This is a genomic window from Terrimonas alba (genome assembly GCF_042434975.1).
GTDB lineage: Bacteria > Bacteroidota > Bacteroidia > Chitinophagales > Chitinophagaceae > Terrimonas_B > Terrimonas_B alba.
Window position 1 is genome coordinate 202,494 of the sequence record NZ_JBHMQM010000003.1, and the last position, 25,446, is coordinate 227,939.

A 25,446-nucleotide genomic window follows, 5' to 3' on the forward strand; every position below is an offset into this window, starting at 1 on the left:
TTTCCATTTATGAATAATTCATAAATAACCAGCGTAAACCATTATAACTTGATAAGGGTTTTTGACGGGTTCATTATCTCCCACCTCGCTGAAATAGTCTACTGTTCTGCATCCCGTTTGTTTCATCGCCAGAAATTAAAAGGATGCTTCAACAAGACTTCCATTTTTTTATTTAAAACAGGTAAAATTTTAACCAAAACATGGTTACATATTTTTCGGCGGAGACACTCAGTAAATTAAGAACCCAAAAACTGCTTATGAAAGTATTGCATACGCATATAACACATGCATTACATAGCTGTATAGCTGTAATGAAAAAAAATGAGAAAAGATTCAGTTCACCCCTTCACTGTCATCCCGAATTAGAACTCATCTATATTAAATCAGGTTCCGGTAAAAAGGTTATCGGTGATACGGTAAACCGGTTTAACACCGGCGACATAGTTCTGGTTGGTTCAGCATTACCACATAGATGGATCAGTGACAATAATGACCTATCACCCTCTTCCATTGTTGCCTATTTTAACAAAGATGCATTTTCTGAAGGTTTTTATGCATTGAAAGAAAGCCAGCAACTAGTTAATCTGTTTGCAAAAGCCGGGCGGGGTTTAAGCATTACAGGCTCTGCCCGGCAAATTGTTGGCGCTAAAATGGAAAGGCTTGCTAAGAAAAACGGGTTTAAAAAAATAATAGGATTGATGGAAATACTACACATCATTTCCACTTCAAAAGAAGTTGATTACATCACTCGTGATGACAACAGTTTCCGGTCAAGTGACACCAGGACAGACCGGCTGGCGGAAGTATATCATTATATAGCTGAAAATTTTCAAAAAGATATCAGCCTTCAGGAAATAGCTTCCATTGCAAGCCTGACAGAACCTGCCTATTGCAGGTTATTCAAAAAAAGAACCGGCAAAAGTTTTGTGGAATATGTCAATGAAATAAGAATATCCGCTGCCTGTAAAAACCTGCAGGATACCGATCTGAATATTTCAGCCATATATCCACGTTGTGGATTCAAAACTATTTCCAATTTCAACAAAAGCTTTAAAAAAATAACCGGATTCTCTCCTAAAGAATACCGGCAGCATATACAGCTATTGCAAAGCTGAGGCCGTTACTTTTTTGCAAATAAAAGATCGGTCAATGTTCATTTTACATCCCAAAATATCTTTCTGTTTCTTGTATCCTGGTCTTTTACTGACAGATAATTGGGATTATACGATGTTTCACTGGCAGGATATACCAGCCTTGATGGCGGCATTTCATAACCAGGCAAGGTTGAAGGATAAAAACCTAGATCCGGATATTTTGTTCTCCGGCATTCTGACCAGCTTTGCACCGATTGCAGGAAACCATAATGCACCCATTTCTGTACCCATATTTTCTCCAGTTTCTCTTCTGCCGTTCCACTATAGTTAATAAGGGAATTCTGCAGAAACAAATCAACCGTCGTATCTGAAGGAGCCGTCAGAGGAGCCCTTGTTGTGGTATTCAGGCTGTTTAAATAATAATAAAAAGCAACCGATTGTTTTATCGCTTTGTCATAAAAGGATTTCGCATCGTCACCACCCCAGCGTTCAAAAGCTTCCGCTTTTAAAAAATTTACTTCCGGTGCGGTAATTACAACTCCCGGCAATTTATTGTTAAATAAAAAAGTAGCTGAATCCAGTATGGCGAAGTTGCCAATATTGATTTGCTGCTGTTCCAGGGGCATATTAACGGTAAGCCCGTTATATTCTGTATTCGGGAAAAAAACATCGTTTACAGTACGCCCGTATTTATCAAACATTACGGGTATTCGCGGATCATTCGCCGGCTTCATCACCTTGTCCAGTAAAAACTCAGGGGCTGAATAATTGGTCAGTTCTGTCAAAGCATTGCGCAGGGTACCTGTATAATTGGTAAGCGGTACCAGCAAAATATCAGTCTGCCCTGGTGTATATTCCGAAGCCCCGTCAATCAATGGATACAAAGAAGGGTTATTCAACATCTTCATTACTTCTGCTTTGGCAAATTCCTGGTCTGAAAAAGAGATACGCATTAACAACCGAAACCTTATTGAATTGGCATAGCGTTGCCATTTTTCAAGATCACCGCTTAGTAATATATCCTGCTTGTTGAATATAAGTTGTGTGGTAGCGGAATGCTCCGGATGAGAAAAATAATAAGCGGCTTCATTTAAACCATCCAGGATATTGTTGTAAATAGCAGCAGCATTATCAAACTTCGCCATTTCTATTTCGCCTGAGCTATTAAGGCTTCCGGCTTCACTAAAAGGAATATCGCCCCAGCAATCAACCATCTGCGAAGCCTGGTCCATTAATACAACCTTAGCCGCGGCCAGAAAAACCTTTGCTTCTGTTTGCTGTTGAGATGCTAAAGTATTATAAGCTGTCTCAATAGAACGATAATGCGCCATGACGCCGCCGCCGTTACCTCCCGGCCTGTAAAAATCATTCCAACGATCTTGTGTATAGCTGGGGTTTTGCTGATAAACCGTGTTTGTATTTAAGTAAGCGACCGATTGACTATAAACTCCGGTTTGCAGCACGGTGAATGTTCTTATTTCCCAATAGGAAGGACGGACCCGGTCATTGTCGAGCATCTCTGTAAAAAATTTTTCAATAGAAGCCTGGGTTGTCTGATCCGGATTGTAATAAAGCTCCTCGAGCCTTTTTTTACAACTTGCCAGGCAGCATATCAGCCATGCCGCTAAACTTATATGAATCAACATTCGCCGCATCTGAATAGTACTGTTTTTTTTTAAAACCCAAGATTAACCGAAAAGCCATAGCTCCTTGTTGCCGCACTGGTACCGTCATCAATACTTTGCCTTGTCCAGTTAGTTCCAATTGTTGCTTCAGGATCAAGATTTTTCAATGTACGCCAGAAATAAAACAGGTTTCTTCCAATCATTGAAAACCTTATCGAATTAAAATGCATTTTGTTGGCAAGCTTTGCAGGCAATGTATAGCTGATTACCGCTTCTCTCATTTTAATATAACTATTGTTGTAAACAGCACCTTCTTCATTCAGGGCGGCAGGGCCCCATCCAAACATGTTCATATAATAATAAGCTGCATCTACGATCATGGTATTATCTTTTCCACCAATAGTTGTTCCCTTTAAAATAATACCATCATGATACACTTTACTGCCATTTGGCGCCGGTGATTGATGACTGTTTAATAAAATTTTTTCGCCGGCACTATTAAAGTAATAAGGCAAGCCCCCATGCACTTCATCACGGTATTGTAAAGTGCTTTCATAGATCCCTGCACCCAGGTTATATTTTAAAGCAGGTGACACCAACTGACCACCCAGGCGATAGTCAATCATAAAATTGAATGCAATGTTTTTATAAATAAACGTATTGGCCATCCCTCCTGTCAGCTTCGGCATCACGTTACCAACTTTTACATATTTTGTATTATCAATTACATATAGGCCATTAGATCCTATTACATAATTTCCAGCCAGGTCTGTCATTCGCGGGTGCACATAAATATTACCTACAGTTTTTCCTTCTTCAGCCACAATGCGAATCGCATTTTGTTCCCCTTCATAATATACTATCTGTTTAACAGCACCATCCAGTTGGCGAACCACCGTGCGGCCTATAGCCATATTCATCCGGGCATTCCATTTAAAATTCTTTTTTTTCATCGCCATCAGATCCAATCCCAGCTCAACCCCGTCGCTTTGCAGCTTGCCTGCATTGACCAGTTTTGAAAGAGCACCTGTACTCGCAGGAACGGTTAATTGTATTATTTGATCAATAGTCCGGCTATTATAATAGGTGAGATCAATACCAAGCCTGCTTTTAAACAATTTCGCTTCAAGCCCCAATTCCGCTTCGTATTTATTCTCTGGTCTTATATCACTATTGCCTGCATTGATCTGTGTGCTAAGCGATGCGACAGGCCCATTAACAGTTGACAGGGTTGTTTGTGTATAAGCTATCCCCGAAGCGTAGACCGGTGGAGCATTACCTACTATGCCATATGAAGCTCTCAGTTTTCCGAAATTAATAAACGAAGGCATTTTAAAGGCATCGCTAAAAACAAAGCTTGTATTTACCGAAGGGTAGAAATAACTGTTATTACCGGGTGGCAGTGTTGAAGAATATTCTTGCCTGGCTGTTCCTTCCAGGAATAAATAATTTTTATATCCGGCATTAAAAAATCCAAGAAAAGCATATTTGAGAATAGAACTCCGGTTTGCATTAGCTATGACTGAGCTAAATGAGTTATTAAGGCTGAACCAATTTTCTTTTATCAATCCACCGCTTGTATTGGAAACCTGGTCATAATATTTTTCGTTTCTTGCCTGGTAACCACCATTAAAAGAAATATCCAGGTTCTTGTTAACCTTCCTGGCATAAGTAAACAAGACGTCTCCATAAAAAATAGAATACCTTCCATCCGATACAGTATATGACCCTGTACTATTAACACTGTTAAATGCAAGCGGGTATTCATTGTAATTTTTCCCTTCTATATTCAGATTAGTATAGTCGGTGCCAATTCTTCCCCTGATGTGTATGTCTTTGTTAACATCATAATTTAAAGTGATGCTGCTTAACAACCTGTTTTGGCTTTCATCTTCGCTATTACGCAACTGGGTCCATAGCAGATCAAGGGTTTCATTTTTCATTTCATATCTCAATGCCTCAGCCGGATTGCGTTGCTGCTGATTCCAGGGTACCCATTTATACCCCTGGGATGTTTTATACTTATTAAACATAAGATCCATATCTTCTGCCCGGCTGAAAAAACCGGAATAAGAAGCAATGACCCTGGTAAGCTGGTAAGGACGATTATGCACCTTGCTGTTTATGTAGCTTACCACAACATCGGTGCTTAACTGATTATTTATTTTAAAACTGCTATTAATATTAAACGTATTGCGTTGCAATCCCCCCCCAACCTGTATTCCTTTATAATCATTTCTCGTGTAAGAAAAGCGATAAGAGGCTTTCTCAGACTGATGAGATACGGCCGCATTTAAAATCGAATTGAAACCTGTACGATACAGGTTTTTATAATTATTGGGTTGAGGTGAGTACGAACGCATTTCACCATCCCACCAGGGCACAATCTGCCCCTCCATTTTGGGTCCAAATTGTGCATAGGCACGAAAGTTGGGCCGAACGCTTTCGTTGATACCATCATTATTAAAATCGACTTCTATCCAACCTTCTTCCGTGGTTCCTTCTGATAAATTAGTGGTTCTGTCAGCTCCGGGGCCATAAACATTCTGGTATTTTGGTAAAAAAGCAACCTGCTCAATATTATTGGTGTAGTTGATCTCTACTCCCAGACCCTTTTTATTATTGCCTTTTTTGGTAGTGATCACTACAACACCGCTTGCGGCTTCAGATCCATATAAAGCTGTTGCACTGGCCCCTTTTAAAATGGTGAGTGTTTCAATATCAGCCGGATTAATGTCAAGAATCCCATTTCCCCGGATACGCGGATCATTCCAGTAGCTATCATTATTAATTCCTTTTATCCCTTTTTCGTTGGTATTCCTGATCACTATCCCATCTACTACATACAACGGCTGGCTGTTATAATTAAGTGAGTTCAGCCCTCTTACCTGTACCTGTACAGCACTGGTAGCACCGCCCGGCGCTGTGCTGATTTTAACTCCGGCCGCTTTCCCATACAGGGCCGAAGCAAAATTGGTATTGCCCGAAGCTGTAAGATCTTCAGCAGTGATAGTGCTAGCAGAATAGCCTACCGATCTTTGTGATTTTCTTACTCCTAATGAGGTTATGATGACCTCATCCATCTGCTTATCCACTACTGATAGTTTTGTCGTTAAAAACCCGGGAATATCATTTTCAATTATTATCTCCTTTTTTTCATATCCCACAAAAGAAAAGATCAATACATCACCCGGGCTGCCGGTGATATCAAATTCTCCATTGCCATTTGTAACTATCCCTTTGGCGGTACCTTTTATAAGTACACTGACATTGGCTAACGGCACGCCATCGGTAGTTGTTACTTTACCCCGGATAAAACGTGTTGTTGTGCCTGATTGTTGACTGTTGGTCTTCTGCATTTCCTCGACTATCTCCGGATCATTATTAGCGATTTCTATAGAAGAAGCTCCCGTTGATTTGTCCTTAAGAGGCCGTATGATAAAAGTTTTTGTGCCTATTTTTTTGAAGCTGAGATCTGTGTTTTTCAATAAGGCATGCAGTATTTGTTCGACCGGTTGTTTATAATCCACAACCGGATCTACCAAGATATCTCCAAAAGACTTGTCGGAAAAAAGAAAATAAATTCCTCTTGTTTGATTAAGCTGCCGCAACGCATTAAAAAGTGTCTGCCTTTCTGTCTGAATGATGAGGGGAATGGTTTTTTCTGCAGATAATTTGGCCCCTGCTTGCCGCGATTTTTTTTTATTAAGCGCCAATACAGCTTGTGCTTCAACTTCGTTGAAAAAAATTAAACCACTTACCGGCAAATACAGCAAGAAGAAAAATGCCAGTTTTTTTTCCCTCATAAAGCAATTTTGAGCAGTCAATTGTTCATCGGCGCCTTTTTTTGATCAAAATATCCTGGTCAGTTTTTATAATCTCATAGTTTTGCGCAGTTTCAAGTGACTGCAGAAAAATATCCAGGTTATCATTGGGCAAAATGCCAGAGATAGAGTCTGTAGCAATTGCATCATTTTCAAACCTCACGTTCATCCCATATAAATCCCTGATACTTGCTCCTACTTCCTTTATTGGCGTCTTCTCAAAAATAAATTTACGGTCTTTCCATGCCAAAACCTGAATATCTTTTGCCGGTTTTTGTTGCAACCGGTCGTTAGCGAATTCAACATAATCACCGGGCTTCATCACTGTCTCTGTTCCATTGGAAGTACGGATAAGAACGCTGCCTTCCCTGAGTAATACATTTGTTTTTTCATTCCTGTTTACAACATTAAACTCCGTACCGGTGACGATAATATCAAAATGACCGGTATGAACAACAAACCTGCTTTTCTGCGGTGTCTTTTCCACCTGGAAGAATGCCTCACCTTTTACCCATACTTCCCTGTCATTTCCTTTTCCCCAACTTCTGCCATAGGTTATTTCGCTATTAGCATTTAAGGTAACCTGTGACCCATCGGGTAAAGATTCTTTCCTGATCTCAGCATAACTTGTTTCAATAACAGGTTTTCCCGGCTGAAAATATTTATATAAACCAAGGCCAACTGTCACCAGAATAATCGCGGCAGCAACCCACCGCAACAATTGTGGCCTTCCTTTTAAGGGTACCAGTTGTGCCATTGAACGGGGAGTAATTTGATTAATCCTTTCAAAAAGCCTGCTTTCGGCTTTACCAGGATCTAATTCGGTTCCACCTTCTTTGATTTTTATCGCTTCTAATATTTCTATAGCCTCATCCACCAGTTTTTTTTGTTCAGGGTCATTCTTTATAAGATTATCCCAGAAAACTATTTTAGTCTGATCCGTTTTAAAATACCAGGCCAGGAAGCCATCATCGCACAATAATTCATCAATATTTTTGATATTCATCGCCATAATACGTATTTCGCTGCTAAAAGTAGTACCTGAACGGGGAATTTTGTAACTAATTTTTTACATGGTTTTTTTATTTTGCTGCACGAAACCTGCGAGATAAGTTAGATTTGGGGTTTTAAGGCCAAAACCAGATGAGAATATTTTGATTAGTAATATCCCTGATACTGCATTATGGGAATCCTATAAACAGGGTGACACGGAGTCTTTTGGAAAGCTATTCCGAAGGTATTATCAGCCACTTTTTCAATTTGGTAGCAAATTTTCATCTGAACAGGACCTGCTCGAAGATTGTATCCAGGAATTGTTTGTAGAATTGTGGCAAAACAAAAGCCAGACAAAAGTGCAGTCGGTAAAAGCGTATTTGTTCAAAGCGCTTAAGTATAAATTGTTTCGGGCACTCCAAAAAAAATCCGGCCTGGCGCTTACAACCATTCATGAGGAAACCGGATTTGAATTCAGTCATGAAACGTTGCTCATCAGCAAGCGGGATAGTGAAGAAAAAACTGCAAGGGTAATCGCTGCCATGCAGCAACTCTCCAACCGGCAAAAAGAAATTATTTATCTTAAATTCTACCAGGAGCTCAATTATGAAGAAGTAAGTGAGATAATGGGGATCAACTACCAGGTAGCACGCAATCTTTTTCATCAATCATTAAAAGCGCTTCGAAAATTATTATCTCCTGAGTAAAATAAATGAATTTAACTAGTTACAAAATATCACTTGCCTATACTATTCAGGACAACCGATTCCGCAAATAAAAATTATCAATGGCCTTCCGTCCTTCGCTCATTTTAATATCTTCGAATCCTGAATAAACTGAAAATAAAAAGAAATGGCAAAAAAAGCTTCCCCGATTAATCTCATTGACAGTTTTGAAAAAATTGCAGTAAAAATTCATCCCGATCTCAAACAAGGTTCTTTAGCCGTTGCAATAGAAATAGCCAACCTGATTCGTGAAAAACAAAAGAAAAATGAGAACTGTGTGTTAGGTCTCGCAACCGGCTCTACTCCCAAAACATTGTATGCCGAACTGGTACGGATGCACAAGGAAGAAAAGCTGAGTTTTAAGAATGTAGTCACCTTCAATCTCGATGAATATTATCCGATCGATAATGATGCATTGCAAAGTTATAACCGCTTCATGAAATCGAACTTCTTTGATCATGTTGATATAAAACCGAAAAATATTCATATTCCGAATGGTGAGATAAAAAAAGAAGATATCAAATTCCATTGCAGCCAATACGAGAAAATGATTGAAGAAGCTGGAGGCATCGATTTGCAGATACTGGGCATTGGTAATAATGGTCATATTGGATTTAACGAACCCGGCTCCAGCATCTATTCCAAAACAAGGCTGATTACCCTTGATAATTCTACCCGCATTGCAAACTCGTATGAATTTGCCAACATTTCACAGGTTCCCCGACTGGCAATCACAATGGGTATAAGCACCATCCTGAAATCAAAAAAGATCATCCTGATGGCCTGGGGACCTTCGAAGGCTCCTGTTATTAAAAAGGCGGTCGAAGAAGAAGACACCGAACAAGTACCTGCTTCGCTTTTGCAGAATCATGAGGATGTGACCTTCCATATTGACGAAACAGCTGCTGCTGAATTGACCAGGAATAAATCGCCATGGCTTACCGGCGACTGCGACTGGACACCTGTAATGGTAAAGAAAGCGGTGGTAAATATGGCTTTGAAATTAAAGAAGCCTTTGCTCAGTCTTACAAACAGCGACTATAATGAATATGGCCTGAGTGATTTATTGGTTGAAAAAGGAGATGCCTATGAAATAAACCTGCAGGTCTATTATATGCTGCGTGACACTATTACCGGCTGGCCCGGTGGCAAACCCAATGCGGTGATACCGGCCCACCCCGAACGTTCATCCCCTTACCCAAAAAGAGTGATTATCTTCTCTCCGCATCCGGACGATGATATTATCAGTATGGGGGGTACATTCCAGCGATTGCATGACCAGGGTCATGATGTGCATGTAGGCTATCAAACCTCGGGCAATATTGCGGTGACTGATGAATTTGTTACAAGGTTTCTTGACTTTGCAGTAGGATTTGAAGAAATAGCCGGGATTGACACCGATAAATCCGGGAAAATTCTTAATGCCGCAAGAAAATTCATCGCTACCAAAAAATCAAACCAGGTAGATACACCTACCATCCGATCTATAAAAGGATTGATTCGCCGTTGTGAAGCCAAAGCCACTTGTCGTTATGTAGGCATTCCTGATGAAAACATCCATTTTCAAAATCTTCCTTTTTATGAGACCGGAACCATCGAGAAAAAACCGATGGGTGAAAAAGATGTAAAAATCACCATGGAGTTATTGCGGAAAGTAAAACCGCAACAGGTTTACTGCGCCGGCGACTTTGCTGATCCGCACGGTACTCACCTTGTTTGTTTCAATGTTGTGCTGGAATCATTAAAAAGAATCCTTCGACAAGCTCAGGACTCTGCCGGTGATGATTGGATTAATGATTGCTGGCTGTGGTTGTATAAGGGTGCGTGGCAGGAATGGAATATCGAAGAAATTGAAATGGCCGTACCAATGAGTCCTGACCAGGTGATGAAAAAACGTTTTGGTATTTTCATTCATCAGTCGCAAAAAGATTCAGTACCCTTCCAGGGCAGTGACTCAAGAGAGTTTTGGCAAAGGGCCGAAGAAAGAAATGCTGCAACAGCGAATTTATATGCAGATCTTGGGCTGACACATTATGCTGCTATGGAGGCCTTTGTCCGCTGGCACTATTAATATTTTGTGATCATAAACAAGCAAATCCCAACTTCAACCGTAAAACACCGTGTTTGGAAGTTGGGATTTTAACATTTGGGATTTATAAATTCCAGTATATCTTCACAAAAAAAATTGTTTATGTCATTATTTAAATCGGGTAATCCCACGTTGAAAGAATCGGCTTTTGAAGGCACCATTTTACAGGGTATCTCCACTGGTGAAGAAATGTCGGTGAGAGGTACCATGAACAAATTTGGTTTCCTCTTTCTGATGATGATGGGTACTACCTTACTGGCCTGGACACAATTTTACAAAGGAAGTAATCCATTGCCACTAATGCTCATAGGTGTGTTTGGTGGATTAGCACTGGCACTTTTAATGGCCTTTAAAAAGCAATGGTCACCCTATATTGCCCCCGCCTTTGCGTTGTTGGAGGGTCTTTTTGTAGGATCGGTTTCCGCTTATTATGACTATGCGTTCGCAACAAGTTATCCCGGCATCGTAATGCAGGCAGTAGGTTTAACCCTGATAGTGGCACTCGTAATGTATGTGCTATATCAAACCCGTGTTATTAGAGTAACTGATAAATTCAGATCGATTATCACTATCGCTACCATCAGCATCGGCGTATTTTATCTTATTAAATGGATTGCATCACTTGCATTTGGGGCAACCATAGGGGCTTTCACTAATGCCAGCACTCCGCTTGGTATCGGCTTTTCTATCGTGGTTGTATGTTTGGCAGCGTTAAACCTGTTGTTAGACTTCGACATGATCGAAAAAGGAGTAGAAGCGAAAGCTCCAAAATACATGGAATGGTACGGCGCTTTTGGCTTGTTGGTAACATTGGTTTGGCTTTATCTGGAGATATTAAGATTACTCTCTAAATTAAAAGACAGGTAAGATAAATAAGGTAAATAACATTCAGAGCCGTTCTTCACCGAACGGCTTTTATTTTGAATTATGTTCCTCGGCCAATTTATTTTCTTCAATCGTTGGAGTCTCGGGCAGCGGTTCAGCATTTTCTATAAACTCATTCATATATATTTTAAACAGCACAATTATATAGCTGACGAGCAGCGGACCAAATATCAAACCGATAAACCCAAACAAGCCCAGCCCAACCAGCACACCCAATATCGTGAGTACCGGATGCACATCTCCCATTCTTTTCAACAAGGTGATCCTGGCCAAATAATCGACATTGCCCGTTACAAGCACACTGTATAGTAGTAGACCGGTTGCCTGCCATGTGTCGCCGATTGCATAAGTATAAATCACCAATGGCACCCATACTATCATTGTTCCCACGACAGGGAAAAATGCAAAGACACCGGTAAGAAAACCCCACAAGCCCCATTCGTTTACACCAAAAATGAAATAACCCAGCGTAGCAGTAAGACCCTGGATAATTGAAATAAGCGGTATCCCCAGCGCATTAGCTCTTACGATCCTTTTAGTTTCCGAAGCAAGCATATTGATATTTTCCGGCTTTAGTGGGATGAGCCTGCTTAACATTCGTTCTATTTCCCGCCCATTGCATAACATATAATACAGCACAAACAGCATGATGGCGAGATTCGAAATAAGATTGGCTGTACTGTTCAAAAGAGTAGGTATAAATGCAGTTAACTTACCCAGGAAATTGCTAAGATTAGCTTCTGAAAATATTTTGAATCCGATTTTTTGTTGAATCGTCGTGATGGAGTTTTGAGCTGATTCGATCATCGCATTAGGGTTTTCCAGGAATGCATTAATCTTTGGGCTAATCAACGAAACGGCAAGGAATATCGGGAGCCCAATTAAAAAAAGATAATAAATAATAAACAAGCCGGCCGCCCTTCCGGTCTTCCATTTTCGATTATACACCAGCTGAAAATAATTGGCCCGGCTTAGAATGTATAACGTCAACGCTCCCAGCAAACCTGGCAAAAAAAGCGACAGCTCCTTTACTACAAGCCATACAAATAAAAGAATGAGGGATAAGAGTAGTACTTGTTTGATCCGGTTGTTAAAGCTTGGCATAAGGGATACTAAGATAAAGATTTAACGTTGCAAAAAGAATGCTAACCCTCAAACGAAGTGGCAATTTTTTCTCATCGGGTTATGGAATAGTAATTGCAATTATAGGACATGCGAACACTGCAACAGAAATTAAAAAAGACAACTGCTATCAGCAAGGGCAGAGTGATCCTGCTTGGAATCGGGTTAGCGATACTGGGTGCTATTGCAGGTGGCTTTTCTTATTGGCAAACATACAGGAAGCATTTCATCAGGGCTAAGCTTGAAAAAGTGGTTAGTAAAAAAAGCGAGGGGCTGTATGCACTGTCGTATGATAGCCTGAAATTGGATGAAGTAGCAGGAAATCTCTCTATATCTAATGTCAGGCTTGTATATGATAGTAATCGCTATTTAAGGCTGTTAGAAAAAGATGATGCACCTCCTGCGCTGCTCAAAATTTCCATTCCCCTGATAAGTGTCAACGGGGTAAAAACACCACAGGCCCTGCTAGATAAAGAGATCATTGGATCCAAACTTGTCATCAAAAACCCCACTATTGATATTATCTATACCAATGCAGGAAAAGATTCAGCCCGGAATATTCCAACCAAAGAAGTCTACCGCCAGTTACTTGGGGATCTGAACCTGATAAAAATTGATACGCTGGAAATTTTCGGCGCAGACGTCACCACACGAAACATTAAAAACGGGAAAAAAAATATACACTTTGACAGTACAAATATTCGCCTGCTGAATGTAGCTATTGATGAAACACCGGCTAATGACCGGACACAACTGCTGTTTGCAAAACACCTGGAAGTGAATTGTCAACAGTTTTCCTGGACCTCCGGTAACAAGTTGTATAATTATTCAGCACATAATATATCCTTAAACTCAGCATCGAATTCCGTTTCGATAAAACGGTTCAGTGTAGACCCGGTGCTGGCTGAGCAGGCTTTTGTAAAAAGCCTTCCGGCACAAGATGACCGTTTCGATTTTGTCTTTAACGACATCGCCATTCAAAACGTGAATTTTCAACAATTGCTGGATGAAGTATTGCTGGCTGAAAACATCCTGGTTAATTCTTCTTCATTTAAAATATACCGTGACCTTTCCATTCCAAGAGATAAGAAAAATCGTGTGGGCCGGTATCCGCACCAGTTGCTGAAAAAAATTCCGCTGACGGTCGATGTCAAAAAACTTGTCCTTTCCAATAGTTTTATCGAGTATAAAGAAAAAAGCAAAATTACCGGCCAGGCGGGCAAAGTGCAATTCCATAATGTACAGGCAATATTGACTAATCTTACCAATGACGAAAAGTCCATTCGCAAGAACAATATCATGAACGCAGTGGTCAACTCGCAGTTTTTAAATACCGCCCGGCTTAATACAAACTGGCAATTCCATTTACAACATCCGCGGGGTCGTTTCGACCTGGAGGGATCACTGGCGGCAATAGAAGGTGAAAAAATAAATCCCTTAATCGAACCATTGGGCCCTGCTAAAATTGAAAAAGGACAGATTGAAAAGGTAAAATTTGATTTAACCGGAAACAACCATGCCATCGATGGCGACGTAGTGATGTTATACAACGACCTTAAAGTGGCATTATTGGAAAGAGATAAAGAAAGCAAAGAGCTTGACAAAAAAAGCCTGACAAGTTTCATCGCCAATATTGCCATCAAAAACGATAACCCTTCCGGTAAGAACGAAGAGCCCCGAACCGCCAAAGTCCGTTTAGACAGGGATTCTAACCGGTCAATATTTTACCTGGTGTGGAAAGCGATCTTTAAAGGTGTAAAAGAATCGGCAGGTATAAAAAAATAAATTCATTACAGCACCACTCCCACCCTGATGGCCTTTAAACCGGCTACACCCTGCAATTCCTCGAGTTCGAGTTTTTCAAGATCATCGGTTAAAATATCTTGCTGTTGAAGGTATTTGATATAGCCAATGTATTCATCCGCCTCTTTCTGGCTAAAATATACCAGCGCAATTTTTCCCGGTTGCGTCAACCGCTCATTGGTACCGCTGATATTTACTTTGTCAATTCTTTTTTTCACGATATGATACCGGATATTATAAGCTCCTTCAACGTCGAACCGCTTTTCATCTCTTCTGAATTTTATATCAATAGCCTGCGAATGAATAAATATCAGCTGTGTTGTTTCGATAGGCCGGGTCAATTGCGATTTCAGTGCTTGTGCATATTTTGCAATCGTAGCCATTGAAGTAAGCTGCAACAATCGCAGGTTCTTTAAATAAATATCACTAAATGGTTTATCGGGAGCGATGGACTGCCCAATATAAATATCATACTCCACGCCATCGGTTCTCACTTTTTCAAAATAAGACGGATAAGCCTTTTGAATTTCATCCTTCATCATTTCCATGTAATCATTGACGGCTGCAATGACCGTTGACATTGACTTTTCCAGTTGCCGCCGATTTTCATAAGCAATTCCCCCGAGAGGATCGATAGCCTCAAAATAGTTATCAATGATGGAAGCAAATGCAGGATTTCCCAGTTTAAAATCCGACAGGAAAGGAATGATATCATTTTCCAGGAAATCATTCAGTTTCACTTCCTGGCTGAAACCTTCGGGATTATTTATAAGATCAAGCCACCTGGCAGAGGAAAATAATTTTTCGTCTATCAAGCCAAACCCTGTTTCTTCTTTTAGTTTGTCAAGCGCATCAATCAGTATGGAAAACTGCACGCCCAGGTCTTTTTGCAAAGCTTCGTTACGCTGAACCGTAGAATTTCTTATGTCCACAGCGCCGTACAATGGAAAAACCTTTTCAAAAACGATATCTTCCGTTTCTCTTCCGTCTTTTTGCGTTTTTTTGTTCAATAAATAATGCCAGGCTACTTCATTAAACTTCCACTGTACGGATGATTGCAACGAAGTAAACCGTTCCTTCACTACCTGGTCGATGCTTCCATTAAACTCATCAATACTGTTTTTCAACAACTGTGCAATCAATGGCATGGCGGGCTCCAGTTTTGAAAGCAAGCTCTCATTCAACAAGTCTTTTCGCTTAGAATATATTTCAAGCACCCCCGCCAGTGAATTATTGAAGAATACCGGCGATAAAGCATAAGACTGAATGCCTTTTGCCCTTAACATTTTCAGGTAAGAGTGCCGTTCTTCATGTTCAGCTTCAATATCTCTGAAAAAAATCAACTTGGGGTTTTTAAAATAACTTTCTACCAATCCCATGTATGCATCTTCAGCTCCACCCTTTTCTTTGGCAACACTCATTAATTTGCTGTTCATGCAGGCGCTATCACTAAAAACCAGTTTGTTGTTCACCTTCAATACCGGCAGCAGACCAAATTCAACATTGTTGTTTCCGACCAAAGTCTTCAATGAATGCACTACATCCGAATATTCTCCTGAATTATATAACGACCGGTTCAGCAACGCTTTTTTTATGTTCTCGATTGAATGTTCGGTAGTAACGTCATAAACGTTGTTGATGGCAAATCCTTCGAAACGAAACATGTTCAAAGGCAGCTTCGTTTGCAGGAAAGCCAACATTTCGTCCTTATCATAAGTTCCCGAGTGAAAATCGGCTATTTTTAGTTCGGGCAACGGCTGTGTTGTATGTATCTCAACAAACCGGGTGTCTAAGTCCAGGCAATAATATTTTTCAAGACCTGTTTCCTCATCCCGTAAAGAATGGATGATCTCCCGGCTTAAAAAGGTGGAGATGCCATAACATTTTTCGAGAATCAGGGAGTAGGTGAATTCCAGTTGATTCCGCCTGATCTCTTCCGGGCTTTTGCTGGCAATGCTTTTACGCAATTCGCCGGTAGCAGGATTAGCCACCAATTCATAATAGGCATTCGTATAATAAAATATCACCGGCTTCAGGGGCAGACATAGGGCCCACCGGTGTGTCAGTTCGTCTTCGATGATGGGCGAAACAATGCTGTAGATCAGGATCAGCAGATCGCCGTAATCCTTCACCTTATCAAGATCAATCGCACCATAAAGTTCGGGCTGCTTGTCAAATTGTTCAATTACGTATTGGAAGAAATGGTCTTTCTTGCAGTTTGTCGTCCCTCTTTTTTTTAAATAATCAATAAATGGCCTGAAGCTAAGAGTGATCTCCGGTCCTTCTTCAGCCCCGGTAAGCGGAGCCATATATAATACATTCGTACGCATATAGTCAAAATCTCATCAGTTGTAACGGTCATCTTTTATACCGATAGTTTTATTTAGAACGAACAAACTTCAGAATATTTCCCTGCGAAAAATCATCTCCTTCGTTGGAAATATACAGGTTACCTTTTTCGTCAAAAGCAATTCCCTCGGGTTGATTGAAAATATTGCTGTTTAAAAAACAGGTTTCTTTGATCTTCCAGTTTTCATCGGCGACCACCAATAGTTTGTTGACAGCGGAAATCATAAACCACTCGCCGGTCACAGGATTTTTGGCTAAGCCGGAAGGCCGGAATCCCCGCTTGACCTTACCGGTTATATTTTTAATTTCTTCTACATTGACATGAAAACTTCCCTGCGGCAATATAGAGTCACCAAGTTGAAAAATATAGCCTGTTACCTGTGTCTTTGAATCATCATCTTTACAGTTTTTACAAATTATATACAACTTACCGGTGGCGTCATCGCCATACATTCCTTCATACTCACCCTCCGGCAACAGGCCTTTTACTTCCTTTACACTATCCACTTCGTCATAAATCGCATCTGCCAGGGGAAAGTAGAACAAGGTGCCGTTACTTTTCAATATCACCACTTCGTCTTTAAGGATAGCCACATCTTCATAATCGCTTTGTTTGCCAAACTTTGCATTGTACTGCTTTTTTACTCCCCACGCCAGCCTGAAGACCCGCCCCTGCTCATCCTGTATTGCATAAATACTATCACTTTTACCCGGTCTGAAGGTAATTCCGGATATCTCCAGCAAGCTCTCAGGCATTAAGAATTTTTCCGGGTCATTGATCGCATAGTGCTTTATCGACTTTTCATCTTTTTCCTTTAAAGAACAACCTGTTACCAGGATGCCTGCCAGCAAACAAGCAATAATGGATTCATTACTGAAATAAAACATACGAACTCTCAATTTGTTTAAAAGAAAATCGCCGCCACAATAAAGGCAAATACAGAAGCTACAATGCCATACATAAATACATTATATCCTTTTCGCAGGAGACTATATTTTTTTCCCAACACGATACCCTGCGAATAAAGGTCCCGGGTAAGACTACCATATAAAAAATCCCGATCGTTCATCATCTCCCGCATGCCAACGTCATATTCATCAAAACTCATTTTGTAGTAATTCCCAAAAAAGAGGAGGTTCACTTTTCGGGTGTCAATTTCTTCCTGGGTAAAACGTCCCGGCGGCAAAGTGGGCCTTGTAGCTAATATGGAAAAAACCATTGTTATCACGCATACCGTTAATAATAATAATGTCGGGAAAATGAGTTGAGGATTATCTTCCAACTTCCTTAGTAACACGCTTAGCAATACAGAGATGATAATAGAAGTAGTGGTGATCATGATATGTGCCTTATTGTCCGCCATATCACTTAACCGCTGGTGATTGGTAGAACTTATCCTGAACATGGTTTCGATGCCCCGTTCCGGCCTTTCTACTTTCCGTTTTTTTGCGTTGCCAGCGGGCTTTCCGTTTGCCATTTTTTCAACTGATTGTTCTTTTACCAGTGCAGGCGGAGCAATTCCGTCCTGTTTCAATTTATCCCGCAGCTTCTGCAGGTTCTCGTCCTTTTTGGCTTGCAACAAATTTAGGCAGTAGTCAGTTTGAAAGTGATGCGCCTGCATAAAGGCGATAGTGTTTAGTCTCCAGTCATCTTTTGAAATCTTTTTTCCCATCCTCCACTCTGCTTCTGTTCGCATCAGCTTATTGCGCCGGGCAAAATCATCCGTACCGAAATGATAAAGGTCAGCGTCGCAAACAATTTGCTCCATTAGGTTCTTCGGATTTTGCGGCATGCGGGTAGCCAGGATGCAATCTTTTACAGCATTGACAATTTCCTGTTCTACGCCTCTGTCACTTAAAAAGCCTGCGGCAAGATCACCACCCCTCATTTCATGACCGGCAGGCTCGCCATTGCAATAGCCCGTGTCATGAAACCAGGCTGCTGTTGTAACGATAAAAAGATCCTTTTCATCCAGTTTGTAGTGTTCAGCTACATGCACTGCATTTGAAACCACGGCCTCTGTATGAGAAAGATTGTGGTAAACAAACTTTTCATTACACTTATTTTTATAAAAATGAATCACATTTTGTCTTACCTGTTCCTGGAGCTCCTTATAACTCATAGTGGTTTCTTTGCTTATCGTAAAATTGGGCAATAAAATATTACCATGCTTCAACCATACCGAAAAACTTAAAAAAACCCTCTTATTGATGTATGCAAGCGGCAAATTTTAGCTAAACAAATTTTGGAGTCAGGCAGATCTTACTTGTGATCGCAATAAGCAGTTGATATAAAAAAGCCTTCTTTTTTGAAGAAGGCTTTAAAACTATTTGTGACCCCGTCAGGATTCAAACCTGAAACCTTTTGATCCGTAGTCAAATGCTCTATTCAATTGAGCTACGGGGCCTGTTTCTTTTTATCTCGACCCCCGGACTCAACCTGAAACCTTCCCGACAGTATCGTCGGGATGCTCTATCAATTGAGCTATGGGGCCAATGGGCGGCAAAAATAAAGGAAAAATGGTTTCAGGCAAAAACAAATTCCACTATAAAGGCTATTTTTTGATCTCCTTAATTCGAATTCTCCCAATCATTTAGCAGCTATTCTCTTCCAGCTCTGTATCAATTCTTTCCCCTGGTTATTTTGACCGGCAATTCTGATTTCTTCATTGGTCAACACGGAAATCGTCGCCGCTTTATATACAGTTTGACTATTACACGCATCTACCAGGTTGCTGAAAGAAAAGGCACCGCTGCCTGTACTCTTCACTCCTTTCCAAAGTATATCATTTTGGCGAAGACAAAGGTTATTATTACTTAGTGATTTAACAGAACCATCTGCTATGCCCGGAAAAACGGTCACCACCGATCCGGACAAACTGTTATTATCATTGGTACTGGTCAATTGCCAGCTGCCGTTCAAAGAAAAGATGCCGCCACTGGTATTGGTGGGTAGTTTTTTAAGCTCATCACAACCAACAAAAAGAAATAGTAAGGTGATAAGGGCAAGGAAGATAGTTTTCATTTATCGCTTTGTTTTTTTTATACTTTCATTTTTTGTGCCAACTTTTGTTGTCGGAATTAAACATCAAAAACATGAAAATTCAGTTTTGGAGCATCGGTAAAACAAACGAGGCTTATATAAAGCAGGGCGTGGACGATTTTACCAAAAGGATTTCTAATTATTTTAAAGTGGAATGGAATATCATCCCTGTTCCGAAGAACGCCGGTATGCTAAGCGAAATGGACCTGAAGAAGAAAGAGGGGGAACTGATTCTTGAATGGCTCGATAAAGATGATTATTTAGTGCTGCTGGATGAAAGAGGAAAGCAGCTTACCTCCGAAGGCTTAGCGGAATTTTTGCAGGCAAGAGCCAATGACAGCACCAAAAAAATTGTATTCCTGATTGGCGGAGTTTTTGGTGTAGCAGATACAGTTTTTAAACGGGCCGACTATATATGGAGTTTGTCCAAGCTGGTTTTCCCCCATCAATTGGTTCGGCTTATACTCGCCGAGCAGATTTACCGGGCCTGCACTATTTTAAGGAATGAAAAGTATCATCACAGGTAGCAGCAGAATGAAAAGTGAAAAGAGGCCACTATAGATTGTTATCTTTTCCAAGGTTCATTTTTCACTTTTCATTTTTTTCCGGTTGTTTGTTTACATTTATCCAATGGAATTGTCAATCACACTTATCATAGTTATTATTACGGTCGTTGTTTCTATCGGTGCTTTTAACAATCAAAAGACCATGGATGATCTGATATTTTATCCACCGGCGGTAAGCCGGCGCAATCAATGGTATCGCTTTTTTAGTTGCGGCCTCATACATGCGGACTGGGGACATCTTATTTTTAACATGCTTGCATTGTACCTGTTTGGAAAAAATGTAGAAACATATTTCACCCTGACTATGGGCAGTCTTGGGAAGATTTTATACCTCATAATGTACGTTTCGGCCTTAGCTGTTTCTGTTTTACCAACTTATTACAGGCATAAAGACGATTATCATTACAAAAGTTTGGGAGCATCAGGCGCTGTATCGGCCGTTGTTTTTTGCGGAATACTTTTCGATCCGATAACCGGGATTGGGCTTTTCTTTATTCCCATTTATATAGCAGGCTTTCTTTTTGGTTTTATATACCTGCTTATTTCGCACTACCTGGACAGGCGTGGTGAAGGACACATCAACCATTCGGCGCACCTCTACGGTGCCTTGTATGGATTAGCTTTCACAATTGTGGCAGCGAAATTGTTCTCTGAATATCCGGTCGTAACTGCTTTTATAGACCAGATCAGGAATACAAATCCAAAGGACTTTATCCAGTTTGGAAGATATTAGCTGTTAATTTCAACACTGTTTTTGTATTGTCAGTAATCTTAAATCTCTCATCAATTCGGTAGCCTACTACCCAGATGATTTTTTTATCCATTTCAATCACCCAGGCATTCTCCTTATCTGTCTTTGAAAGTTTTTGATCAATAAAAAAGCGGGACAGTTTCTTTTTTTTCATCATTCCCAGCGGATAGAAATAATCGCCCTGCTTCCATTTTCTGAGGAGCAAAGGGAATTTTATTTTTTCTGCATCGAGACAGGCAGTTGAGTTGCCGGTTTCCGGTTTCCGGTTGCTGGTTGGGGAAATTGAGAATTGAACATTGAACATTGAACATTGAACATTCTTATCCTCAGCCTCGATCAAAATAGTTTCCGCTTGTTCTGATTTAGATGGCGCAATAATCAGCCATTGCCGGTTCTTAATAATACGGTGGGATGGAGATTGCACATACTTCCCCGAGTCACTATCCAACAAATTCACGATATCCGGCAGCTGGTGAGCAGTAAAGCCATACTCCCTGCTAATTTCATACAGCACGGAATGAAACGAAGCTGTCTTTTTTAATTTCAAAACAGGCAGGTGAATCTCATTGCCTTTTTGCTCCACCAATTTCTTTTTATGAACGGCTATTGCCTGCTGATAAAGTTGTTCTACCTCCCGAAAACGACTGATATTGGCAATCATATTTTCATTAACTCCGGGAAAAGACTTTTCGATCAGGGGTATTAACTGGTTACGAAAATAATTCCTGGTATAGTCATCCTGCTGATTGGTATAATCCTGTACAAACGCCAGATTGTTTTCTTTTAAAAAGCTTTCGAGATCCTTTCGTCGTGCAAAGAGTAAGGGTCGCACGATGTGTCCATGTTTGGGTTCAATGCCTTTTAAACCTTTGATACCCGTTCCCCGAAAAAAATTCATGAGCACTGTTTCTATATTGTCATCAGCATGATGCGCCGTCAGGATAAATTGATAGCCGTTTTCTGCCCTTATTTTTTCAAACCACCCGTAGCGAAGCTCCCGGGCCGCTTCCTGTGTGGACACCCGCCGTTCCTTAGCAATGTCCTTTGTGTCAAACTTTATTACATGAAAATCGACTCCGTATTTCGCCGCGAGGCTGCCTACAAACTTTTCATCCCGTTCACTGTCCTCATCCCTTAATTGAAAATTACAATGGGCGATGCCAAAATCGGAACCTGTCTGTTTACATAGTTCGCACAACACAACAGAATCTATACCGCCACTTACGGCAAGCAATAATTTATCTTTTGAAGAAAAAAGATCGTTCGATGAAATATAGTTTTTGAATTGTGTAAGCAGTCCCATTTTCAAATTTTCAAATTTGCACAACTTGTCCCGCCAAAGGCGTGGAGCAACTCTAAAAAGTCAACTCTTCCCATGCCCCTCTCAATTCCCCATAAGCATGATTCTCTCCTGCTTTCTTCGCCACTTCCATTCCTTTCTCGTACCATTTAATAGCGTCTTCGACAGCGCCATTTCTTTCCAGCAATTTCGCCAGGTGGTAATAACTGCCAACATAGTCCGGATCTCTCGCCAGCAACGTTTCAAATACTTCCCGCCCCTTCTCATCATTCCCGGTTTTGACATATTCCAACGCCAATGCATGTTGCACAAAGCTATCATTGGGGTTAGCCCGCAAAAACTCAAGCAGCTTCTCAATACGATCCATGTTGAAAAAATTTTACCTGAATTACCGTTAGTTATCTTTGCTTCACTTATCTTTGTTTTAGTTGCATAAACAACTAACTCTAACGATCATCAAAAAAACCGTCAATGAAGATTTTAGTTTGTATCACCAAATCGCCGGACACAACGGCAAAAATAGCCTTCACCGACAACAACACGAAATTCGATACCAATGGCGTTCAATGGATCATTAATCCTTATGACGAGTGGTATGCACTGGTTCGTGCCATCGAGCTGAAAGAAAAAGATCCTTCTACTATTATTCACCTGGTAACTGTTGGTGCTGCCGATTCAGAACCCATCATCCGAAAAGCCCTTGCACTGGGCGGTGATGAAGCCATACGCGTAAATATGGATAGTCATGATAGTTTTACCATCGCCTCGCAAATTGCTTCAGTAGCAAAAGATGGCGGCTATGATCTTATTTTTACCGGGAAAGAAACTATCGATTACAACGGCTCATCTATTGGCGGCATGGTTGCTGAACTACTCGACCTGCCTTTTGTATCGCTGGCAGCGAAATTTGAACTGAATGGCAACAAGGCCATCATCACCCGGGAAATTGAGGGCGGTGAAGAAATAAACGAAGTGGAATTGCCGGTGGTAGTGAGTGCGCAAAAAGGAATGGCCGAGCAACGTATTCCCAATATGCGTGGCATCATGGCTGCACGTACCAAACCGTTGAAAGTAGTGGAGCCCGTTGCCGTGGATGCGTTGACAAGCGTCACCAGTTTTGGTTTACCACCTGCAAAAGCTGGCGTTAAGCTGGTGGCGGCCGATAATGTGGAAGAACTGGTAAGATTGTTACATGAAGAGGCGAAAGCAATTTGAGAATTTGAAAATGTGGCAATTTGAAAATTGCCTACACACTCAGACTCTCCTCACATTTTCAAATTTTCAAATCAACTAATTTTCAAATTCTATGTCAGTATTAATATTCATCGATCAGGCCGAAGGCCATGTAAAAAAATCTTCACTGGAAGCGATCTCCTATGGCACTAAAATAGCTGAACAGTTAGGCACTGCATCAGAAGGCGTTATTCTTGGCAGCACTTCAGAAGAAGTTGCGGATTTGGGGAAATATGGAGTTTCAAAAATCCATCATGTCAATAATGAGACGCTGAACCAACTGGATGCACAAGTGTACACAAAAGTGATTGCACAGGTAGTGGAATCAACCGGTGCAACAGTAGTAGTGTTCCCAAACAATATGGATGGTAAAGCTCTTGCGCCCCGTCTTTCTGCCCGCTTGAAAGCGGGCCTTGTTTCCGGCGCCGTGGCACTGCCTGACACCAGCGATGGATTTGTCGTGAAGAAAAATGTTTTTTCAGGAAAAGCCTTTGCCAATATTTCGGTAAGCACGCCGGTTAAGATCATTTCACTAAATGCAAACGCTTATAAAATTGTTGAAGGCAGTGGCACCGCGGAAGTAGTTGCCTTTAACGCTACCATAGATGCACCGAAGGTAAAAGTAACCAACACCAGCAAAGCAAGCGGTGAAGTTCCATTGACAGAAGCAGAAATTGTTGTTAGTGCAGGCCGCGGTCTAAAAGGTCCTGAAAACTGGGGGATGGTGGAAGACCTGGCGAAAGTATTGCATGCAGCTACCGCCTGCAGCCGTCCTGTTGCTGATGCACATTGGAGACCACACAATGAGCATGTGGGTCAAACAGGTTTTGCTATTGCACCAAATTTATATATCGCCATCGGTATTTCCGGCGCTATCCAGCACCTCGCCGGAGTAAACCGGAGTAAAGTGATTGTAGTGATCAACAAAGATCCGGAAGCCCCTTTCTTTAAAGCAGCGGACTATGGTATTGTTGGTGATGCGTTTGAAGTGGTGCCCAAGATCACGGAAGCGATTAAGAAGTTGAGAGGAGTAGCGTAAGTTCGAAATACGAAATAAGAGATAAGAAATTTCCGTTCATTTTTGAGAGATAAAAAGAAAGCCAGGTGATAAATTTTCGCCTGGCTTATTTGTTTAGCTTAAAACTTTATTTGTAATAATTTATTCTGTACTCGACTATTACAAGCGAGGCAAAAAATAAATGGCCGCAATTTCTAATTCTCATAGTTACAGTTAAATAGCCCCAAAAAAAGCAAAAAAACCATTAAATACGGCATAAAAAGAATAAAAGTCCGCCCTGATTTTTTCCCGCTATCTTTTTTGTTCAAAATCCTTAGTTTCGTGTGATATTTTATGAAGAAGATCGAACTGGAAATAGTCGCTTTATCCCATAGTATTACCCAGACCCACTCCTATGCCGTAGTACTGGGAGAAGTAAATGGATTACGCCGCTTACCGATAGTGATCGGTGGGTTTGAAGCCCAGGCGATAGCCGTTGCTCTTGAGAAAATGCAACCCAGCCGCCCCCTGACACATGACTTAGTAAAAAATTTCATGAATGCCTTTGCCATTGACCTGCATGAGATCATTATCTGCGATCTGCAGGAAGGCATTTTCTACTCCAAATTGGTTTGTTCATCCGAACATGACACCATCGAAATTGATTCCCGCACATCCGATGCACTGGCTTTGGCCGTTCGGTTCGGATGTCCTATTTATACGTACGAAAATATCCTGGAAAGCGCCGGCATATTGATGGAAGACACAGGCTCTGGCTCGGGCAAAAAGAAAAAAGCAAAACAGGAAGTAGTGGTAGAAGAACAGGGATCGACCGGTAATGAAGATCTTAAGACTATGACACTGGAAGAATTAGACACCCTGTTGAACGATGTGCTCGAAAGTGAAGATTATATCAGGGCTATCGCTATTCGTGATGAAATAAATAGCCGGAAGAAAAATCGCTGACCTGTTAACTTATAAGTTATTGATCATCCAGGTTTCTATTTTCCTATTATATATTTTCGGTAACATATTCTTCCACGGAAT

At 40.9% G+C, this 25,446-nt stretch carries 20 protein-coding genes and 1 tRNA gene; 10 read left to right on the plus strand and 11 right to left on the minus strand.

Annotated features, from left to right (window positions below):
• The first annotated feature begins 257 nt into the window (after positions 1 to 257).
• Complete coding sequence (locus tag ACFEL9_RS09830) at positions 258 to 1,115, plus strand: AraC family transcriptional regulator (RefSeq protein WP_385889028.1); 858 nt, start codon at positions 258 to 260, stop codon at positions 1,113 to 1,115.
• Between the two features lie 38 nt (positions 1,116 to 1,153).
• Here the strand turns inward: ACFEL9_RS09830 and ACFEL9_RS09835 are convergent, their stop codons facing one another.
• The 3 genes from ACFEL9_RS09835 to ACFEL9_RS09845 are packed head-to-tail and all read right to left on the minus strand — an operon-like array spanning position 1,154 to position 7,555.
• Positions 1,154 to 2,740: a SusD/RagB family nutrient-binding outer membrane lipoprotein gene (locus tag ACFEL9_RS09835; protein ID WP_385889030.1), complete on the minus strand. Its 1,587-nt coding sequence runs from the start codon at positions 2,738 to 2,740 to the stop codon at positions 1,154 to 1,156.
• Between the two features lie 29 nt (positions 2,741 to 2,769).
• Positions 2,770 to 6,525 (minus strand): SusC/RagA family TonB-linked outer membrane protein, encoded by a 3,756-nt coding sequence (locus ACFEL9_RS09840; RefSeq protein ID WP_385889032.1) that lies wholly within the window; start codon positions 6,523 to 6,525, stop codon positions 2,770 to 2,772.
• A gap of 25 nt (positions 6,526 to 6,550) precedes the next feature.
• The gene (locus ACFEL9_RS09845) at positions 6,551 to 7,555 is read right to left on the minus strand and encodes a FecR family protein (protein ID WP_385889035.1); all 1,005 of its coding nucleotides are present in this window, start codon (positions 7,553 to 7,555) and stop codon (positions 6,551 to 6,553) included.
• A gap of 142 nt (positions 7,556 to 7,697) precedes the next feature.
• Between ACFEL9_RS09845 and ACFEL9_RS09850 the strand changes: the two genes are divergently transcribed.
• The 3 genes from ACFEL9_RS09850 (at position 7,698) to ACFEL9_RS09860 (ending at position 11,217) form a co-directional block, all read left to right on the plus strand.
• Positions 7,698 to 8,243, plus strand: a complete 546-nt coding sequence (locus ACFEL9_RS09850; protein ID WP_385889038.1) for an RNA polymerase sigma factor — start codon at positions 7,698 to 7,700, stop codon at positions 8,241 to 8,243.
• A gap of 145 nt (positions 8,244 to 8,388) precedes the next feature.
• Positions 8,389 to 10,332 carry a glucosamine-6-phosphate deaminase gene (gene nagB / locus ACFEL9_RS09855; RefSeq protein WP_385889041.1) on the plus strand — a complete coding sequence of 648 codons (1,944 nt, stop codon included), beginning with the start codon at positions 8,389 to 8,391 and terminating at the stop codon, positions 10,330 to 10,332.
• A gap of 120 nt (positions 10,333 to 10,452) precedes the next feature.
• On the plus strand, positions 10,453 to 11,217 hold the full coding sequence (locus ACFEL9_RS09860; protein ID WP_276503723.1) for a Bax inhibitor-1/YccA family protein: 765 nt from the start codon (positions 10,453 to 10,455) through the stop codon (positions 11,215 to 11,217).
• A gap of 48 nt (positions 11,218 to 11,265) precedes the next feature.
• Here ACFEL9_RS09860 and ACFEL9_RS09865 read toward each other — a convergent pair whose 3' ends face one another.
• Positions 11,266 to 12,339 (minus strand): AI-2E family transporter, encoded by a 1,074-nt coding sequence (locus ACFEL9_RS09865; protein WP_385889042.1) that lies wholly within the window; start codon positions 12,337 to 12,339, stop codon positions 11,266 to 11,268.
• Positions 12,340 to 12,447: 108 nt separating this feature from the next.
• On the opposite strand from ACFEL9_RS09865, the gene ACFEL9_RS09870 reads away from it, so the two are divergent.
• Complete coding sequence (locus tag ACFEL9_RS09870) at positions 12,448 to 14,142, plus strand: hypothetical protein (protein ID WP_385889044.1); 1,695 nt, start codon at positions 12,448 to 12,450, stop codon at positions 14,140 to 14,142.
• A gap of 5 nt (positions 14,143 to 14,147) precedes the next feature.
• Here ACFEL9_RS09870 and ACFEL9_RS09875 read toward each other — a convergent pair whose 3' ends face one another.
• The 5 genes from ACFEL9_RS09875 to ACFEL9_RS09895 all read right to left on the minus strand — a co-directional run bounded on the left by ACFEL9_RS09875 (position 14,148) and on the right by ACFEL9_RS09895 (position 19,534).
• Entirely contained in the window at positions 14,148 to 16,490 is a 2,343-nt protein-coding gene (locus ACFEL9_RS09875; RefSeq protein WP_385889047.1) for a GAF domain-containing protein, read from the minus strand.
• Positions 16,491 to 16,539: 49 nt separating this feature from the next.
• The gene (locus ACFEL9_RS09880) at positions 16,540 to 17,397 is read right to left on the minus strand and encodes an SdiA-regulated domain-containing protein (protein ID WP_385889050.1); all 858 of its coding nucleotides are present in this window, start codon (positions 17,395 to 17,397) and stop codon (positions 16,540 to 16,542) included.
• Positions 17,398 to 17,414: 17 nt separating this feature from the next.
• Entirely contained in the window at positions 17,415 to 18,632 is a 1,218-nt protein-coding gene (locus ACFEL9_RS09885) for a Pycsar system effector family protein (protein WP_385889053.1), read from the minus strand.
• A gap of 211 nt (positions 18,633 to 18,843) precedes the next feature.
• Positions 18,844 to 18,917, minus strand: a tRNA-Arg gene (locus ACFEL9_RS09890).
• Between the two features lie 182 nt (positions 18,918 to 19,099).
• A complete protein-coding gene (locus ACFEL9_RS09895) occupies positions 19,100 to 19,534 on the minus strand; it encodes a hypothetical protein (protein WP_385889056.1) in 435 nt (144 codons plus the stop codon).
• Positions 19,535 to 19,605: 71 nt separating this feature from the next.
• Between ACFEL9_RS09895 and ACFEL9_RS09900 the strand changes: the two genes are divergently transcribed.
• Both ACFEL9_RS09900 and ACFEL9_RS09905 read left to right on the plus strand, forming a co-directional pair.
• Positions 19,606 to 20,079 carry a 23S rRNA (pseudouridine(1915)-N(3))-methyltransferase RlmH gene (locus ACFEL9_RS09900; RefSeq protein ID WP_385889059.1) on the plus strand — a complete coding sequence of 158 codons (474 nt, stop codon included), beginning with the start codon at positions 19,606 to 19,608 and terminating at the stop codon, positions 20,077 to 20,079.
• 103 nt (positions 20,080 to 20,182) lie between these two features.
• Positions 20,183 to 20,851 (plus strand): rhomboid family intramembrane serine protease, encoded by a 669-nt coding sequence (locus ACFEL9_RS09905; protein WP_385889062.1) that lies wholly within the window; start codon positions 20,183 to 20,185, stop codon positions 20,849 to 20,851.
• On the opposite strand, the gene tilS is transcribed toward ACFEL9_RS09905, so the two are convergent.
• Both tilS and ACFEL9_RS09915 read right to left on the minus strand, forming a co-directional pair.
• A complete protein-coding gene (gene tilS, locus ACFEL9_RS09910; protein WP_385889065.1) occupies positions 20,829 to 22,172 on the minus strand; it encodes a tRNA lysidine(34) synthetase TilS in 1,344 nt (447 codons plus the stop codon). The genes ACFEL9_RS09905 and tilS overlap by 23 nt on opposite strands.
• 52 nt (positions 22,173 to 22,224) lie before the next feature.
• Complete coding sequence (locus ACFEL9_RS09915) at positions 22,225 to 22,536, minus strand: tetratricopeptide repeat protein (RefSeq protein WP_385889066.1); 312 nt, start codon at positions 22,534 to 22,536, stop codon at positions 22,225 to 22,227.
• Positions 22,537 to 22,640: 104 nt separating this feature from the next.
• On the opposite strand from ACFEL9_RS09915, the gene ACFEL9_RS09920 reads away from it, so the two are divergent.
• The 3 genes from ACFEL9_RS09920 to ACFEL9_RS09930 all read left to right on the plus strand — a co-directional run bounded on the left by ACFEL9_RS09920 (position 22,641) and on the right by ACFEL9_RS09930 (position 25,365).
• Positions 22,641 to 23,384, plus strand: coding sequence for an electron transfer flavoprotein subunit beta/FixA family protein (locus tag ACFEL9_RS09920; protein ID WP_385889068.1), 744 nt, complete (start codon positions 22,641 to 22,643; stop codon positions 23,382 to 23,384).
• A 91-nt stretch (positions 23,385 to 23,475) separates the two neighbouring features.
• On the plus strand, positions 23,476 to 24,441 hold the full coding sequence (locus tag ACFEL9_RS09925; protein WP_385889070.1) for an electron transfer flavoprotein subunit alpha/FixB family protein: 966 nt from the start codon (positions 23,476 to 23,478) through the stop codon (positions 24,439 to 24,441).
• 312 nt (positions 24,442 to 24,753) lie between these two features.
• Entirely contained in the window at positions 24,754 to 25,365 is a 612-nt protein-coding gene (locus ACFEL9_RS09930; protein WP_276503710.1) for a bifunctional nuclease family protein, read from the plus strand.
• Positions 25,366 to 25,446: the final 81 nt, after the last annotated feature.

What these genes read in the sequence shown, in the direction of transcription:
- ACFEL9_RS09830 (WP_385889028.1), top strand. Translation starts at nt 258, where the DNA reads ATGAAAGTATTGCATACGCATATAACACATGCATTACATAGCTGTATA.
- ACFEL9_RS09835 (WP_385889030.1), bottom strand. Translation starts at nt 2,740, where the DNA reads ATGTTGATTCATATAAGTTTAGCGGCATGGCTGATATGCTGCCTGGCA.
- ACFEL9_RS09840 (WP_385889032.1), bottom strand. Translation starts at nt 6,525, where the DNA reads ATGAGGGAAAAAAAACTGGCATTTTTCTTCTTGCTGTATTTGCCGGTA.
- ACFEL9_RS09845 (WP_385889035.1), bottom strand. Translation starts at nt 7,555, where the DNA reads ATGGCGATGAATATCAAAAATATTGATGAATTATTGTGCGATGATGGC.
- nagB (WP_385889041.1), top strand. Translation starts at nt 8,389, where the DNA reads ATGGCAAAAAAAGCTTCCCCGATTAATCTCATTGACAGTTTTGAAAAA.
- ACFEL9_RS09860 (WP_276503723.1), top strand. Translation starts at nt 10,453, where the DNA reads ATGTCATTATTTAAATCGGGTAATCCCACGTTGAAAGAATCGGCTTTT.
- ACFEL9_RS09865 (WP_385889042.1), bottom strand. Translation starts at nt 12,339, where the DNA reads ATGCCAAGCTTTAACAACCGGATCAAACAAGTACTACTCTTATCCCTC.
- ACFEL9_RS09870 (WP_385889044.1), top strand. Translation starts at nt 12,448, where the DNA reads ATGCGAACACTGCAACAGAAATTAAAAAAGACAACTGCTATCAGCAAG.
- ACFEL9_RS09875 (WP_385889047.1), bottom strand. Translation starts at nt 16,490, where the DNA reads ATGCGTACGAATGTATTATATATGGCTCCGCTTACCGGGGCTGAAGAA.
- ACFEL9_RS09880 (WP_385889050.1), bottom strand. Translation starts at nt 17,397, where the DNA reads ATGTTTTATTTCAGTAATGAATCCATTATTGCTTGTTTGCTGGCAGGC.
- ACFEL9_RS09885 (WP_385889053.1), bottom strand. Translation starts at nt 18,632, where the DNA reads ATGAGTTATAAGGAGCTCCAGGAACAGGTAAGACAAAATGTGATTCAT.
- ACFEL9_RS09895 (WP_385889056.1), bottom strand. Translation starts at nt 19,534, where the DNA reads ATGAAAACTATCTTCCTTGCCCTTATCACCTTACTATTTCTTTTTGTT.
- ACFEL9_RS09900 (WP_385889059.1), top strand. Translation starts at nt 19,606, where the DNA reads ATGAAAATTCAGTTTTGGAGCATCGGTAAAACAAACGAGGCTTATATA.
- ACFEL9_RS09905 (WP_385889062.1), top strand. Translation starts at nt 20,183, where the DNA reads ATGGAATTGTCAATCACACTTATCATAGTTATTATTACGGTCGTTGTT.
- tilS (WP_385889065.1), bottom strand. Translation starts at nt 22,172, where the DNA reads ATGGGACTGCTTACACAATTCAAAAACTATATTTCATCGAACGATCTT.
- ACFEL9_RS09915 (WP_385889066.1), bottom strand. Translation starts at nt 22,536, where the DNA reads ATGGATCGTATTGAGAAGCTGCTTGAGTTTTTGCGGGCTAACCCCAAT.
- ACFEL9_RS09920 (WP_385889068.1), top strand. Translation starts at nt 22,641, where the DNA reads ATGAAGATTTTAGTTTGTATCACCAAATCGCCGGACACAACGGCAAAA.
- ACFEL9_RS09925 (WP_385889070.1), top strand. Translation starts at nt 23,476, where the DNA reads ATGTCAGTATTAATATTCATCGATCAGGCCGAAGGCCATGTAAAAAAA.
- ACFEL9_RS09930 (WP_276503710.1), top strand. Translation starts at nt 24,754, where the DNA reads ATGAAGAAGATCGAACTGGAAATAGTCGCTTTATCCCATAGTATTACC.